Source organism: Blautia sp. Marseille-P3201T, assembly GCF_900120295.1.
Lineage (GTDB): Bacteria > Bacillota > Clostridia > Lachnospirales > Lachnospiraceae > Blautia.
This window is the reverse complement of the sequence record NZ_LT635469.1, coordinates 451,895-467,306: the sequence shown is the minus strand read 5'-3', so window position 1 is coordinate 467,306 and position 15,412 is coordinate 451,895. Positions and strand designations below refer to the sequence as shown.

Annotated in this window: 14 protein-coding genes, 1 riboswitch and 1 other annotated feature; of the genes, 2 read left to right on the top strand and 12 right to left on the bottom strand. The window is 38.2% G+C overall.

Annotated features, from left to right (window positions below; all coding sequences use genetic code 11):
• Positions 1 to 99: 99 nt before the first annotated feature.
• The 5 genes from BQ7352_RS07135 to BQ7352_RS07120 all read right to left on the bottom strand — a co-directional run bounded on the left by BQ7352_RS07135 (position 100) and on the right by BQ7352_RS07120 (position 7,995).
• Entirely contained in the window at positions 100 to 1,593 is a 1,494-nt protein-coding gene (locus BQ7352_RS07135) for a tetratricopeptide repeat protein (protein WP_072448205.1), read from the bottom strand.
• Between the two features lie 9 nt (positions 1,594 to 1,602).
• Positions 1,603 to 1,752, bottom strand: coding sequence for a hypothetical protein (locus BQ7352_RS14630; protein ID WP_003022863.1), 150 nt, complete (start codon positions 1,750 to 1,752; stop codon positions 1,603 to 1,605).
• Entirely contained in the window at positions 1,745 to 3,046 is a 1,302-nt protein-coding gene (locus tag BQ7352_RS07130; RefSeq protein WP_072448203.1) for a bifunctional folylpolyglutamate synthase/dihydrofolate synthase, read from the bottom strand. Before BQ7352_RS07130 ends, BQ7352_RS14630 begins: the two co-directional genes overlap by 8 nt.
• A 134-nt stretch (positions 3,047 to 3,180) precedes the next feature.
• Positions 3,181 to 5,262 (bottom strand): LTA synthase family protein, encoded by a 2,082-nt coding sequence (locus BQ7352_RS07125; protein WP_072448201.1) that lies wholly within the window; start codon positions 5,260 to 5,262, stop codon positions 3,181 to 3,183.
• An 87-nt stretch (positions 5,263 to 5,349) separates the two neighbouring features.
• On the bottom strand, positions 5,350 to 7,995 hold the full coding sequence (locus tag BQ7352_RS07120) for a valine--tRNA ligase (RefSeq protein WP_072448199.1): 2,646 nt from the start codon (positions 7,993 to 7,995) through the stop codon (positions 5,350 to 5,352).
• Between the two features lie 90 nt (positions 7,996 to 8,085).
• Positions 8,086 to 8,297, bottom strand: a binding site (T-box leader).
• Between the two features lie 140 nt (positions 8,298 to 8,437).
• Between BQ7352_RS07120 and BQ7352_RS07110 the strand changes: the two genes are divergently transcribed.
• Positions 8,438 to 9,496 carry an endonuclease/exonuclease/phosphatase family protein gene (locus BQ7352_RS07110; protein WP_072448195.1) on the top strand — a complete coding sequence of 353 codons (1,059 nt, stop codon included), beginning with the start codon at positions 8,438 to 8,440 and terminating at the stop codon, positions 9,494 to 9,496.
• 114 nt (positions 9,497 to 9,610) lie between these two features.
• The gene (locus tag BQ7352_RS07105; RefSeq protein WP_072448193.1) at positions 9,611 to 10,033 is read left to right on the top strand and encodes a hypothetical protein; all 423 of its coding nucleotides are present in this window, start codon (positions 9,611 to 9,613) and stop codon (positions 10,031 to 10,033) included.
• Positions 10,034 to 10,088: 55 nt separating this feature from the next.
• Here BQ7352_RS07105 and BQ7352_RS07100 read toward each other — a convergent pair whose 3' ends face one another.
• From BQ7352_RS07100 to BQ7352_RS07070, 7 genes are all read right to left on the bottom strand, one after another.
• Positions 10,089 to 11,672 carry an ABC1 kinase family protein gene (locus tag BQ7352_RS07100; RefSeq protein WP_072448191.1) on the bottom strand — a complete coding sequence of 528 codons (1,584 nt, stop codon included), beginning with the start codon at positions 11,670 to 11,672 and terminating at the stop codon, positions 10,089 to 10,091.
• A complete protein-coding gene (locus BQ7352_RS07095; protein ID WP_072448188.1) occupies positions 11,665 to 12,027 on the bottom strand; it encodes a phasin family protein in 363 nt (120 codons plus the stop codon). Before BQ7352_RS07095 ends, BQ7352_RS07100 begins: the two co-directional genes overlap by 8 nt.
• A 16-nt stretch (positions 12,028 to 12,043) precedes the next feature.
• Positions 12,044 to 12,430, bottom strand: coding sequence for a diacylglycerol kinase family protein (locus tag BQ7352_RS07090; RefSeq protein WP_072448186.1), 387 nt, complete (start codon positions 12,428 to 12,430; stop codon positions 12,044 to 12,046).
• A 48-nt stretch (positions 12,431 to 12,478) separates the two neighbouring features.
• Positions 12,479 to 13,276, bottom strand: coding sequence for an ABC transporter permease subunit (locus tag BQ7352_RS07085; RefSeq protein WP_072448184.1), 798 nt, complete (start codon positions 13,274 to 13,276; stop codon positions 12,479 to 12,481).
• A complete protein-coding gene (locus BQ7352_RS07080; RefSeq protein WP_072448181.1) occupies positions 13,276 to 14,157 on the bottom strand; it encodes an ABC transporter ATP-binding protein in 882 nt (293 codons plus the stop codon). Before BQ7352_RS07080 ends, BQ7352_RS07085 begins: the two co-directional genes overlap by 1 nt.
• Positions 14,158 to 14,712: 555 nt before the next feature.
• Positions 14,713 to 14,908: riboswitch (cobalamin riboswitch) on the bottom strand.
• 35 nt (positions 14,909 to 14,943) lie between these two features.
• Positions 14,944 to 15,147 (bottom strand): small, acid-soluble spore protein, alpha/beta type, encoded by a 204-nt coding sequence (locus BQ7352_RS07075; RefSeq protein ID WP_072448179.1) that lies wholly within the window; start codon positions 15,145 to 15,147, stop codon positions 14,944 to 14,946.
• 69 nt (positions 15,148 to 15,216) lie between these two features.
• The gene (locus BQ7352_RS07070) at positions 15,217 to 15,402 is read right to left on the bottom strand and encodes a PspC domain-containing protein (protein WP_072448177.1); all 186 of its coding nucleotides are present in this window, start codon (positions 15,400 to 15,402) and stop codon (positions 15,217 to 15,219) included.
• Positions 15,403 to 15,412 lie beyond the last annotated feature (10 nt).

The window sequence follows — 15,412 nt, the reverse complement described above, 5'->3', positions numbered from 1 at the left end:
GCTACGCCTGCACTTCTGAAACATATATTCATTATGTAAAACAGCAAAAAGACGCATACTTCTCGTACACGCCTTTTCTCCAAGGTTTTTCTTCTGTATTTATTCTTCTATAGTTTCTCCTGACTGTAGTTCTCCATCTGTCTGTCCCCCGTCTTCTGTTGGGGCTTCTCCATCTCCTTCGCTTTCTGATGGAGCTTGGGCGGAACCGCCATTCGCCTCCAGATAATCCTTGGCATCAGAAGCCGCCTTTGTTCCGGGGAATTCATCTATAATTTTCTGATACCACTGATTTGCATTTTCTGTATCACCTTTTTTATCATAAGCCTGTGCTAACTGGAACATGGTATTTCTATCCTGTTTTCCAATATTCAAAGCTTTTTCCAAACTGGCAATAGCAGTATCATAATCTCCGCTTTCCACAGCAGCGGAAGCTTCATTCACATATTTTTTACGCACCATAGAGCCTACAGATTTCATAATGCTGTCGTACATACTTTTGGCTTCTACAGAAAGAAGTTCTGCGTTGACTCCTTCAATGGCATTGGCTGCTGTATCGGAATTCCCTTCCTGATGAGCCTGCCATGCTTTTATAAGATTTTCATAAGCCGCAGCCTTTTCTCCTGCCTCCTGAATTTGGGTCTGCGCCGTATTTACAGACTCTGTTGAAGCGTCCATCTCCTCCTGCATACGTGCAAGTTCTGCAGATAAGGTTGCCATTTTCCCACTGTATTCCACAACCTTTTTATTCGCTTCCTGATTGATTTTCTGCGTCTTTGCAGGCACAATCAAAAACCAAAGAGCTGCTGCACCTACTAAAAGTCCCAAAAGCAGATTGACCAGTGTATTTGTAATACTCTTTTCCTTATATTCCGGCGGCTGAATAATGGTATCATTGCCGGACTTATATACAACACTTCCGTTTTGCTTTTCTTCCTCTTTCTCTCTTATCTTAAATCGCGAGTCCAAATTCGTAGCTCTTCCTGTCTGCTCCTCAATTTCTCTTAAAAAGCGAAGAGTTGTGGTATTGGTTTTATCAATTTTTGCCGCTGTTTTCAGTTGTTTTCTGGCCTTTTCATACTCACCCTCATGAATATATAAAAGTGCCAGTAAATGATACCCCTTAATCAGCTTTGGATTGTTGGTAAGCACTTTCTTTAACTGCATTTTCGCCATATCCGGATTACCGTTTCTACAATATTCCAGACATTGATTATACTTTTTAATACTTGTATTGATCATATCAAGGCGATTGGTATTTTTTTGCAGCTTGTCAATATATGTGCTTGCCAGATTTCCCTCCGGCATCATATTCTTGCTGATTACCCATTCACTTAAAGCAGCCACCACTTCCCCTGTTTCAAAATATACCAGTCCCAGAAGATTTCTTGCCTGTATATTCATTTTATTCATTTTCAGGCTTCGCTTCAGACAGGTAATGGCCCCTGACAAATCTCGAATTTGAGCTTTCTCAAGCCCCTGATTATAATAAAAATTGGATAAAGCATCGATTTTCTTCAGTGCCTTTACATTACATCCGCATTTCGGACAATAGTCAGAAGCCGTCAATACTGCTTGACATACAACACAATTCATAGTCTTCTCCTATTTCTCTGATGTTTTATGATTATCTCGCATCATTTCTTTTAAAATATCAATAACATCTGTCAAATCCTGTTTATAAATTGCTCCTTCTGCATCATCTACATCTAAACACGGCTGAAACTTCTTCAGTTCCTCCTCGTAATTAATCATGTACTCTCCTCCTTACATAGTCCTTAATCTCCCCTACAAGATATAAAGAACCAACCACAAACAACAGCCCGTCTTTCTTCAATTTATACGCTTTTTCAAAAGCCTTCTCCGGATTTGTTTCCACCAGAACATTTTCACATCCGTTTTCCTTGAAAAGTCCTGCAAGCTCCAGAGCAGACTGCTTTCTGCTGCCCCATATTTCTGTTGTCACCACATTTTCAAAGTGAAGCCCGTCACAGATTTTAGCAATCATATCAGGAAACTCTTTATCTGAAACTGTTGTAAAAAGCAGCGTAATTTCATAATCTTTCTGGAAATGGCGTACAGTTTCTACAAACTTTGCAATGCCGTCTTCATTATGCGCTCCATCTACAATGACACCGGGAAGTATGGTTTCCATGCGCCCCTGCCAGTGAGTATTTTTCATACCCTGTACCAGTTCCATCTTTTCCATACCATGATACTTCTTCAAAACACCCATGGTTTCCAATGCCAGAGAAGCATTCATCATCTGATATTTTGCAGTAAAAGGAACAAACAACTCTGTATCTCCATAGACAGCTGACTGACTGATAAAGCGAATTCCTTCCGGTGTAAAATCTAAAAGCTTCTGATTTTCTTCTTTCACCTCACACCAGGGACATTCCAATTCCTGCGCTCTCTTTTTTATCACTTCTGCTGCTTCCTGATTATTTCCATCAAAGATTACCGGCACCTGGGGCTTTATAATTCCCGCTTTTTCTCCTGCAATCTGTGCAATGGTATTTCCCAGATATTCTACATGATCAAGGCTTATGGACGTAATCACACATGCAATAGGATTTAATACAGCGTTTGTAGCATCCAGTCTTCCACCTAAACCGGTTTCCAAAATGATATAATCCACATTTTCCTTCTGGAAAATCACCATTCCCATAAGGAAAAGAAATTCGAAATAAGTAGGATGATAATCTCCTGCCTCTAAAAGCTCATCTGCCAGCTTTTTCACACGCAAAAAAGCTTCTACAAAAGCTTCATCGGAAACCATTATCTCATTAATCTGAAAACGCTCATTAATCTTTACAAGATGAGGAGATGTGAATAAACCACATCGAAAGCCATGCTCTTCCAGCATAGTAGAAAGAAAAGCACAGACACTCCCCTTTCCATTCGTTCCTGCAACATGAATAATTTTTCTATCTTTATCAGGGCTGCCCAGCATATCCAGGCATTTCCTGGTGTGTTCTAATTTATTTTTCGTTGTAAACTTCGGTATATCCTCTATATAATTTACCGCTTCGTCATAAGTAAACAAGCTATCCCTCCTGTTCTGAAAATATAAGCTACCGCACTAAGACTTTGCCTAATGCGGTAGCCTCATATCAATTACCATTATAATGGAGTGAAAAGAATATGCAAGCAAATTATGTCGGTTAGAAAAATTTTCTTTTATTCTTCTTTTTCCTTCTGACTTTCCTCTGTTACACCTGTTTCCGGTTCTTCTGTAACAATCAATTCCAGCTCTGCGCTTGAACTTCCTTCGACTGGTTCATGATAAATATACTTCTCTGTTCTTGTTAATACCTTGTGAGTTGAACTGTTGCTTCGCATTGCCACATCCACAATATCACCTTCTTTTAGGGCGGCATTTAACAACAACAATGTATTTTCATCTACAAAATTTGCCTCTGCCAATTCCCCGTTAATTTCCATAAAGGATGACTGAGTAAAATTGGCGCCTCTAATATAATATTGTGTTTCCCCCAGCGTATCAATTCCATGAAGTTCTGCTTCCTTTACACCCAAATGTGTTTTTGTTCTCTGGAAAGGATTTTTTCCTCCATATATATATTTCTTGCCATATAAAATATCATACTGCAAAGTTTCTAAATCCACCTGATAATTTTTCGTATTTCTTCTTGCCTGATGGAAACGGAAAATATTACCCTCATGAATGCCCACTCTGTCCATTACTTCAGCTGCCATCTGATATGCTGCCAGATTTTTATCTTTCTTTTCCAGTCCCATATTATCCCAGATGACATACTGTGTCTGGAAAAGATATTTATTCTTCACGTCAGTAACCTTTAATCCCATGGTTGGAAGATGATCCCCGTACATTACCAGTACAACATCTTCATCCAGCTTAGAAAGCTCATCTGTCAGCTCTTTTACAAACTGATCCATTTCATAAATCTGATTACAATAATACTCCCACTTATAATTTTCTGCCTGAGTACTTGAGCCTTTCACTGTAATCTTGGGATTTTCCAGTACCGGCTCTTCAGGATAATCGCCATGTCCCTGTACAGAAATCGTGTATACATAATCCGGCTGCGGTGTAGACTCCATTGCTTCTAAAATATATCTGGTCAGGTTTCTGTCACGCATCCAGTCATTGGGATTGGTATCATCCTGTGATGACATATACTCCTCAGAAGTAAAAGTATCAAACCCCAGATTAGCAAAAACATTTTTTCTTCCATAAAAGTTTGCTTCATTATTATGGATTGCATGAGTTCCATAACCCAGCCCTTTTAACACATAGGGAGCACTTTCACAGGTAGTTTCTTTCAGAATACTTTTATATGGGTACTCTCCCGGGCCAAAATAACGCATACTCATTCCGGTAATAGACTCAAACTCTGTATTCGCAGTACCGGCTCCAACAGAAGGAACCTTAAAATAACCGGAAGAATAATCATTCATCATTTTTCTGAAATTTGGAATTGGATCTTCGGAAACCTCCAAGTATTCTACTAAAGTAGGATCAAAGAAAGACTCTAACTGCAAAAACAGAATATTCGGTCTTTTTTCTCCTGTTTCCGGCAATACTTCCTCATTTTTTTTAATTTCGTCTATTACCTCTTTTGAGTATTCTCTTGGAGATGCAATTCCTGTATTAAATACGGTAGTTGCAAGACAATAAGGGTATCCGTAATCTTCATAAGCAAAAGCAATATTTCCGAAATAATTAGAAAGCACTCTCTTTTCCAGCGCTAGTTTTGTTATTCCTGAAAATGCCAATACCCCTGCAATAATCAATGGTACATTCATTTTATAACTGAGTTTGCCCTGATACTTCGGTCCCTTAAAAAATAAAAGCACCAGTCCGATTACCGCAATAATTGCCACTACCACCACCACGCCAAAAAAGAATGGTGACAAATATCTGTCTGCAATCTGAAAAGCATCTGTAATCATGTGTAAATCTGGTCCTGTAAATGGAGTGACACGTGTTGTAAGCAGCACACCGTTAATAATTCCAAGTCCCAGCCAGAAAATTGTCAAAATTGTTCTCACAAATACTCTTCTTCGAAATAGATATACAATCAGTGTCGTTGTAAAAATTAAAAATGCATTGTAAAAGAATACCAGTGGGCGTTCCTGTAAAAATTCCCATGCATTCCATATAGAATGTCTGGACATTGCTTCAATGAAAAAATATCCGATACAGACTGCCAGCATTTGCAAAGGAACAGAAAACATATTGAGGTATTTCAGACAAAATACTTTTTTTATTTCTTTCATACAATTTATTCTCCTTAATAGCAATGAGAACAGGGGTGTACGACTATAGAAGCCTTATCCTTCTGTCCCTGATTTGTGCCTAAAGAATTACTGAAGCTGTGTTAAACGCTCTTTTACCTGTTCCATCATATTTGTATAGCGTTCTAACTTTTCACGCTCCTCCTGCACTTTGCTTTCCGGTGCCTTACTAATGAAACGCTCATTATTCAGCATACCATTTACACGTGCAAGTTCTTTTTCCAGTTTTTCTTCTTCTTTCTTCAATCTCTCAATTTCTTTTTCAATATCTACCAGTTCTGCAAACGGCATATAAATAACAGCATTTCCGATTACCGCTGATACTGCATCTTCTGCAATTCCCTCTTTGTCAGCCTGTACGAAAACTTCACTTGCATAACCAAGTGTAGCAAAGAAGACTTTTCCGTTTTCAAATATGCTTCTGACTCCTTCTTCTTCAGAAACAACGAACACCTTTGCTTTTTTACTTGGTGGAACGTTCATACCTGTACGAACATTACGAATTCCTCTTACGGCTTCCTTAATTGTTTCCACAGCTTCTTCATCTGCTGCAAAATTCCATTCTTCTGTAAACTCCGGCCATGCAGAAATCATAATAGACTCTTCTTCCGGACAAAGTGTACAGTAAATTTCTTCTGTAATAAACGGCATATATGGATGAAGCAGCTTTAATGCATTACTTAAAACAGTTTTTAATGTCCAAAGCGCTGCTGCCTTTGTAGTATCTTCATCGTTGTAAAGACGTGGTTTTACCATTTCAATATACCAGTCACAGAATTCTTCCCAGATAAAGTCATATACTTTCTGAACTGCAATTCCAAGTTCGTACTTATCCAGATTTTCTGTTACTTCTTTTGCCAGTGTATTTACTTTGGATAAAATCCATTTATCTGCACCTGTTAATGTCTGTAAATCAATATTTTCCGGAATATCTGCTTTTTCCAGGTTCATCATAATAAATCTGGATGCATTCCATACTTTATTTGCAAAGTTTCTGCTTGCTTCTACACGCTCCCAATAGAAACGCATATCATTTCCCGGTGCATTGCCTGTCATTAGAGTCAGACGAAGAGCATCTGCTCCATATTTATCAATAACTTCCAGTGGGTCGATACCATTTCCAAGAGATTTACTCATCTTACGTCCCTGAGAGTCTCTTACCAGACCATGGATTAAAACATGGTGGAACGGTGTCTTGCCTGTCTGTTCCAGACCTGAGAATACCATACGGATTACCCAGAAGAAAATAATATCATATCCTGTTACCAGAACGTCTGTTGGATAGAAGTATTCCATTTCCTCTGTCTTTTCCGGCCAGCCTAATGTTGAGAATGGCCAAAGAGCTGAAGAGAACCATGTATCCAGTGTATCTTCGTCCTGATGAAGATGTGTACATCCGCATTTTGGACATTTTTCCGGCATTTCTCTTGCAACTACAGTCTCCCCACATTCATCACAATAGTATGCAGGAATTCTGTGTCCCCACCATAACTGACGGGAAATACACCAGTCTCTGATATTTTCCAGCCAGTGCATATAGGTCTTGTCAAAGCGTTCCGGAACAAACTGCAATTCTCCGTTTTTCAAAGTTTCAATGGCAGCTTCTCCCATTTCTTTCATTCTTACAAACCACTGTGGCTTAATCATAGGTTCTACCGTTGTCTTACAGCGGTCATGTGTACCAACGCTGTGGGAATGAGGAACAACTTTTACTAAAAGTCCCTGTGCTTCCAAATCTGCTACCATAGCCTTTCTGGCTTCATAGCGATCCATACCTGCATATTTTCCGCCCAGCTCATTGATAGTCGCATCATCATTCATAATGTTGATTTCTTCTAAGTTATGACGTTTTCCAACTTCAAAGTCGTTAGGGTCATGAGCCGGTGTAATTTTTACACATCCTGTTCCAAATTCTTTGTCAACATATTCATCTGCAATTACAGGAATTTCTCTGTCTGTCAAAGGCAGTTTCAGCATCTTTCCAACCAGATGTTTGTATCTCTCATCTTCCGGATTAACTGCAACTGCAGTATCACCTAATAAAGTCTCCGGTCTTGTTGTAGCGATTTCTACAAACTGTCCTTCTTCCCCTGCTACCGGATAATTAATATGCCAGAAAAATCCGTCCTGATCCTCGTGTTCTACTTCGGCATCAGAAATAGAAGTCTGACATACAGGACACCAGTTAATAATTCTGGAACCTTTGTAAATATATCCTTTTTCATATAATTTAATGAAAACTTCCTGTACTGCTTTGGAACAGCCTTCGTCCATAGTAAAACGTTCTCTGTCCCAGTCAGCAGAAGCACCCAGCTTTTTCAACTGATTGATAATCTTTCCGCCGTATTCTTCTTTCCATTCCCAGGCATGTTTCAAAAATTCTTCTCTGCCGATTTCATTCTTATCAATGCCCTGCTCTTTTAATTTTTCAATAACCTTTACTTCTGTAGCGATAGCTGCATGGTCAGTTCCCGGCTGCCACAGTGCTTCATATCCCTGCATTCTTTTGAAACGAATAAGGATATCCTGCATGGTTTCATCCAATGCGTGTCCCATATGAAGCTGTCCTGTAACATTTGGCGGCGGCATAACAATGGTAAATGGTTTTTTGTCTCTGTTTACCTCTGCATGAAAATATTTGTTATCCAGCCATTTTTGATAAATACGATCCTCTAATCCTTTTGGATCATAAGTCTTTGCAAGTTCCTTGCTCATGGTTTCCTCCTCTTTTCTGATTATGAAGGGTAAAAAAGAATTTATTATATAAAAAATACCCTTCATAACCATTTTTTCTATAAAATAGTTACAAAGGGCGATTATTCATCGCGGTACCACCTTTATTTATCACTCAAAAGTCCTTTAACGCTGACGATGCGTGAAAGCCTACCAAAGTTTTCTCCTTCAGCCTTCCGGTTCAAAAGCTACCTTCCATCCATTTCCCTTGAGCCGCCTTCCAGCCGATGAGCCGCTCTCTCTGCAAGTTCCCTGAATGTACTCCTCTTTCTCTCTACCTTTACTTCGTTCTATCATAAGCACAAACACCTGATTTGTCAAGACAGGAAATTCTAAAATCTTTCTAACCAATATTAAAACTGTTCTTTCCTGTTCGGTTATGTTAAAATCTATATATAATTAATTCCACCATGGGAGGTGCTTTATGCCAAAATTTTCAAAATTTTTCAAAGGATTGGGAATTGTTTTTCTGATTATCCTTATTTTATTAATTTGTGCGGTTCTCTGGCTTACCATTCGGGAATATCGTCCGGAAAAAGAAGAAGCTCTAAAAGTGCCAAAAAATACCCGTACACTGTCTTTAGATGACTCTCTGCGTATTATGACTTACAACATCGGATATGCAGGGCTTGATAAAAGCGAAGATTTCTTCATGGACGGCGGTTCCGAAGTACAGCCTGACAAGAAAGAACAGGTAGAAGTAAACTTAAAAGGTATTGAAAAGGTTCTTACGGAAAATCCTGCTGATGTTTACTTTCTTCAGGAGGTGGACAAAGACTCTAAACGTTCTTTTCATATTGATGAAACAGAATATTTAAAGAATGCATTAGACATGGAAGGAATTTTTGCTTGTAACTTTAAATGCGATTTTGTTCCTTATCCCCTTCCGCCCATTGGAAAAGTAAACAGCGGTATTTTCACCATGACAGATTTACAGGTAAACAGTGCTGCCCGCCTTGCACTTCCTGAGTCTTTCTCATGGCCTGTAAAAACATGTAACTTAAAACGCTGTATGCAGGAAACACGCATTCCACTGGAAGGTACTGACGCAGAGCTGGTATTGATTAACTTCCATTTGGAGGCTTATGATGACGGAGACGGAAAAATTGCCCAGAGTAAAATGCTGGCTGAAAAGCTCTCCAAAGAATATGAAGCGGGAAACTACGTTATTGCAGGAGGCGACTTTAACCAGACCTTTGAGAGAATGGACAAATATCCCATTACCAACACAGAAAACTGGGTTCCCGGAATTATCAGCCAAGATACGCTCCCGGAACATTTTTCCTTTGCAGTTGATGACACTTATCCTACCTGCCGGCTTTTAAATGCGCCTTACACCGGCTCTTATAAAACTTCACAAGTTTACGTGATTGACGGCTTTATTGTATCAGATAATATAAAAGTTTCTGATATTTCCGTTATCAACACAGACTTTGAATACACCGACCATCAGCCGGTTCAGATGGAAATTTCTTTAAAGTAAGGGGGGATTAAAATCAAAAAGAAAATACTCTTCCTATCAGCAATTCCAGTTGTCACCATTGCTATTATTTTCTTTCTTATATTACAGAGATTTACAGAATATAAAAATTTAGATATGGAAAAAATAGCTGCTCAAGAAGGTAGTACAAATAATAAAATTTATCTGTATTCAGATGAACTTACGATATGTACACTGGAATATCCAAAGATAGATGATAAACTTTTTGCCAAAGTATCTGTTATTGAAAAACACATTTCAAAATTTACTAAACGAAACAATATTCTAAGCTACGATGCTGCAACTTGGCTCTTTTCATCCTCTGATGCAGAACAATTTTTATACAACGAAGATTATGACATTGAGTCAATTCAAGATGTGGTTTTCTCTGAAATTTATAACCAAAAATGTACATGGGAGTCTCCGCAATCCATTACAGATTTCCCTTGCATTTCAAAAACAGTTTTGCTGTTTCAATGTAAAGACTCAGAAGCAAATCTTGATAACGTTCCATTTGAGTTTCGTTTTACATTGGAATAATATTTCTAAAAATGGAGCTAGCTCTTTAGATATTAATGCGCTAACTCCGTTTTCTTTACTTTTTGGAAAAAATATGTTTTAAAAAGACATAGATTACTATACAGAATGCAATCAAATATCCAATTGCACCGATTGCCGGAATTCCCCATATTTTAGGCTTCATATCTGTGGTACAGATAATACTGGAACTGATCAGCAATGCCATAACCCACAATCCCATAACAATATTTCGAATAAGTCTTCGTAATAGCTGTTCCAGTTCTCTGGAGGCATGCAAATCCAAGTTCACCCTTGTCTGCCCTTTCAAATATCCATGCATAATGTCTGAAAGAAGTGCAGGCAATTCTATGGATTTGTGCAAAGAACGATATAAAAGCTTTCCATTCCTTTTTATCTCCCTTTTCCAATCCATTGTATGGAGCAAATCCCCTTTAATCCTCGTGGCTGCAATCCCAATCATATTAATGTCCGGAGAAATATCTGCAAGAATTCCTTCCATGTGCGTCAATCCTCTTGCAAGCATGGTAAGACCATGTGGCATCACGATTTTGTTTTCCTTCATAACATCCATCAAATCCATCATGACCTGTGCAATGTCAATTTCTCCTATCTCTGTTGTGCCATACTTCCCAAGCAAAGTACTGATATCTTCATACAAAGTACTCGAATCCGGTCTTTCTTTGAATTCTCCCAAAGCCATAACTGCTTCCTGTATCATACCAACATCATTGACTGCTACTCCTCTGACTGCCAGCTCCAGAAATTCTCTGTCTCTTTCTGATAAACGTCCCATCATTCCCATATCAATCCAGATAATTTTCCCATCACGAATACGCAAATTACCCGGATGAGGATCTGCATGAAAAAATCCATCCTCAATTACCTGTTTGATATAATTATCTACCAGTTTACTGCCGACTTCTTTCAAATCATAGCCTTCTGCCAGCAATGTTTCTTTATCATCAATACTAAATCCGTCAATATACTCCATAACCAGAACATGGGGCGTTGTATATTCTTGGTATAAAATCGGCACACCCACAAAAGAAACATCCTGATTTTTCCGTGCAAATTCTTCCATATTCGCTGCTTCTGTCAAAAAGTTCATTTCTTCTCTTGTAACAGCCCACAGCTCATCCAATACCATATCCAGATCTACCATATCTTTTAAACTGACCGGAGGAAGTACTTTCACTGCACGTTTCAACAGTACAATATCCCGCGCCATGGTTTCATAAATTCCACGGCGCTGAATTTTCATAACCACCGGTCTGCCATCCTTCAATACAGCCTTATGAGCCTGTGCAATGGAAGCAGAACCCAACGGTGTTTCTTCAATACTCTGAAAAATTTCTCTCCAATCCATACCATATGAGTCCTGAAGTATTTCTTCAACCTCCTCAAATGGCATTGGCGCTACCTCTGAACGTAACCGCATCAGTTCTTCACAATATCGCTTAGGAAGAATATCCGAATGCATGGACATAATCTGTCCTATTTTAATATACGTTGGGCCCAAATCTTCTAAAATCAATCTCAATTTTTCCGGAGTAACTCCACGGGTAATCCCATGTTTGTGTAATACTGCCGTCATCTCCCGAAGTCTGCTCTTATACTCTGAAGACTCCTGTTTATTCATTGGCCGTATCTTCCTTTTCTTTTGTTTCTGTTTCTTCTGTAATATCCTCCTTAGCCTCCCCATTCAATTTATCAATACGTTCTTTCAACAAGGCAACCTGCTCCGGAGTCATTTTTTCAAGAAGTTCATCCAGGTCTTCCGGCTTGGATACCTTTACTGACACATGTACATTCTCCTTAACCGTCTGTTTCATATTATGTTTCAGTTCTTCATTCAGTACTTTCCCCTGCTCAACGGTTAACTCTCCCTTTTTTACCATTTCATCAAGAATTTCTTTCGACTTCTCTGCTGTGGTTGCAACTGCTCCAATTCCCGCCAATAAAATTTTCTTTACATTTTCACCAATTCCATCCATAATATTTTTTCTCCTTTCATCCGATTACTTCCTGTAAAAATCGCATTCCTTCCGGAACAAACATAGCCAATCCTGCAAAAATCGACATGATAGCTGCAATCAGTACTGCTCCTGCTGCCGCATCCTTCGCCAATTTCGCCAATGGCTTATATTCTTTTGTTACAAGGTCTACCACTGCCTCTACTGCTGTATTTACCAGTTCCAATGCCATTACCAGGCCAAACAGGCAAAAACATACACACCACTTCCACAGAGGAATTTGAAGAATAATCCCTGCTATCAGGACTAAAATCATCACACAACAGTGAATTTTCATATTTCGCTCTTTTTTGATGACTGCAAATATACCTTCAAACGCATATCCGAAGCTCTTATACAGCGGCTGTTTTCTACTCCTGTCCATGGTATCGCCTCCCGTCCCATTAGCATACTTTTATTATACTTCATTTTTCTACAAAGGCAAATCCCGTTTTTTAAATCCTATTATTCCTATTATGAAGAATGCCCCTGCTAAGAACCACAATATCCCTATATACACAAATCCAACACGATCATATTCTATTATTTTTTCAGCATCAAACAGCGTCAGTGGAGTAAAGTATTTTAAAAATTCAATATCTTCGTTTACCTGCGAAAGCATCTGAATTAAGAAAAATCCCAGTCCAATTCCTGCTCCCAGACCAACAGAAAACTTCATTTCATTAAACAAACAGGCAAACAGAAAGCACATCGCAGCCAAAAATATTTCCAGAGAAACCAGTCCAAAATTCAACACAAGAAATTTCTCAATCTCCAATTCTCCTTCAAACATAATCTCACTGCATACTAAGATTAGAACTACAGCATATAAAACCAGTAAAATCACTCCTGAAATCAGGACTGCAAACTGTGTAACAATAATTTTACTTCGACTATAATGCGTATTCAATAAATATGCCATAGAACCTTTTTCCATATACTTAGCAACTAATTTGTAACACATAATAATGATGTAAATAAACGGAATAATAAGTAAAATAAATCCATATAAATAATTATTCAAAAAATCCAGCAAAGTAACTCCCGGATTTTCCATGCCAAATGCAGCAAAAAATTCCGGCATGCTCTCTGCCATAGCGTTAATTCCAGCTCCCACTTCCGGGTCATACATTGCAGTAATAATACTGGAATAAAGAGTAACAATCCCCATAAACAACAGCAAGATTTTATAATTTGACCTTATTTCTCTTTTTAACAACGGTATACTCATTACTTTTCCTCCCCGTAATACTGTAAAAATACTTCTTCAAGTGTCTGATTTCTGGCATTAATATCCTGTATATCATATTCCTTCAACTGACAAAGCAATTCATTAATCTGTCCTTTTAAAGATAAACAAACCTTATTATCCTCTCGTTTGCTGTTGGAATAAAACCCTTGAAAAGCTTCTGCACTTTTCGTACTGGAAAAAGTAATTTCATAGTGCTTAATTCTGTTGTTTTTGATTTTGTCTATATTTTTATCTGCAACAATTTTTCCATCTTTTATCATGACAATCCTGTCACATGTATTTTCTACTTCTTCAAAGATATGAGATGACATTAAAATCGTCTTTCCTGAAGCTTTCTCCCTTTTAATCAACTCCACAAACTTATTTTGCATAATTGGATCCAGACCCGTTGTTGGTTCATCTAAAATCAAAATCGGCGCATTCTGCATAAAGGCAATAATAAGTCCTATTTTTTGCTTCATACCCTTAGACATCTTTTTTATCTTAACCCGCGTATCGATTTCCAGATATTCCGTTAGTTCTCTCGCATAGGTCAGATTTTTAATCTTCTTCATTTTCGCCATGAATTCAATAAACTCTTTGCCTGACATATTGTCCATAAAGGCAATTTCTCCCGGAAGATATCCTACCTGTTCCTGGACACAAGAGGCATTGCAAAAACAATCCATATCTAAAATCTGTGCTCTTCCTTTTTGTGGACTTATAAATCCCATAAGATGTCTGATAGTTGTCGTTTTTCCTGCACCATTAGAACCTAAAAATCCCACAACTTCACCTCTATTTACAGAAAATGACACATCAAAAATTCCTTTTTTATTTCCATAATCCTTGGTTAATTTATCAATTTCTATTACAGCCATCAATTCCCCTCCTACTGGTTTTACCCTCTATTTTCCATTATTTTCTCTTATTATACAAAAGCAAAGTTTCCTGTACAAGAGTAAGAATATTATGACAGAATTTCCTATACATAAAAAAGATTGTGCAAAAGCACAATCTCCGCGCGCGAGCGGTTCACAAAGTGATAATTTCATTTCCGCGAGCTGCGCATCCTTGCGGAGCATTTTTTATTTCATAGAACGCAATTTCCTATGAAATAAAAAGACTGCATATCTCTCGATACACAGCCCTATAAAAAATATGAAATATTGTTTTCTGATGAAGTGCCCTGACTTTAGTCACGAATTATTCTGTTCCTGCGGAGGATGCGCCGTTTTGTCTGTTGCGGGAAAACAAAACTTTGTAAAACAGGATAGCAGAAGCAGGACACCCCACCTGCCATTTAATCAATGCATAATTCTATAAGTTCAGGTTCTTACCTTTCGGCATTCCATAAAAAAACCACCTTCATCATGAAAGTGGAGTCATCTACTGTATCTCACAGTATGAGGGATCCAAACTTTGCACGGAAGTTTTCACCTTACTGCTATTAAGCAGGTTTCCTGACTCATGGTTCATTGCTTTGCTTCTCCTTCTCGTATTTATATACAATGGACTTTTGAAGCATTGCTCCCCAAATACAGTGACCGGATCGCTCAGGACTCTCACCTGATTCCCTTTTCACCGGCGTTGTGCGGTCAACGCAGATGCACTTAATAGGTTTATGGAATTATACAACATCATAATACCATTCTCCCTATTCACAGTCAAGCATTTTTCTTTCTCTCATTTTCCCTTTTTCGCTTTGTCATAAGTCCGCCTATACGCCCTGTTTCTTTGGCCGACAGACTTTTCCATCCGCTGTCTAAAACTTTATCTAAAAGTCCTAATTCCTCTGCAATTTCATACTTTACTTTTTCTTCTTCCGGAATATTATTTAAATCAATTTTTTCTTCTTTTTTTGCTGACATAAAAAAGCCACACTCCTTTCTTCTTTGGAGTATGGCCCTGATTTTAATTTTTATACAAAAACTGCACTTTTATTTTGGAATTACAATTGCTGCAACAATATAAGCAATAATTCCTGTTCCAAATCCCATGCAGGTAAGGATAATCCAGGCTAGACGAACTAATGTAGGGTCAATATTAAAATACTCTGCAATACCTCCACAAACACCTGCTAACATATAATTTGTTGATGAACGATATAATCTTTTATCCGACATAATAATCTCT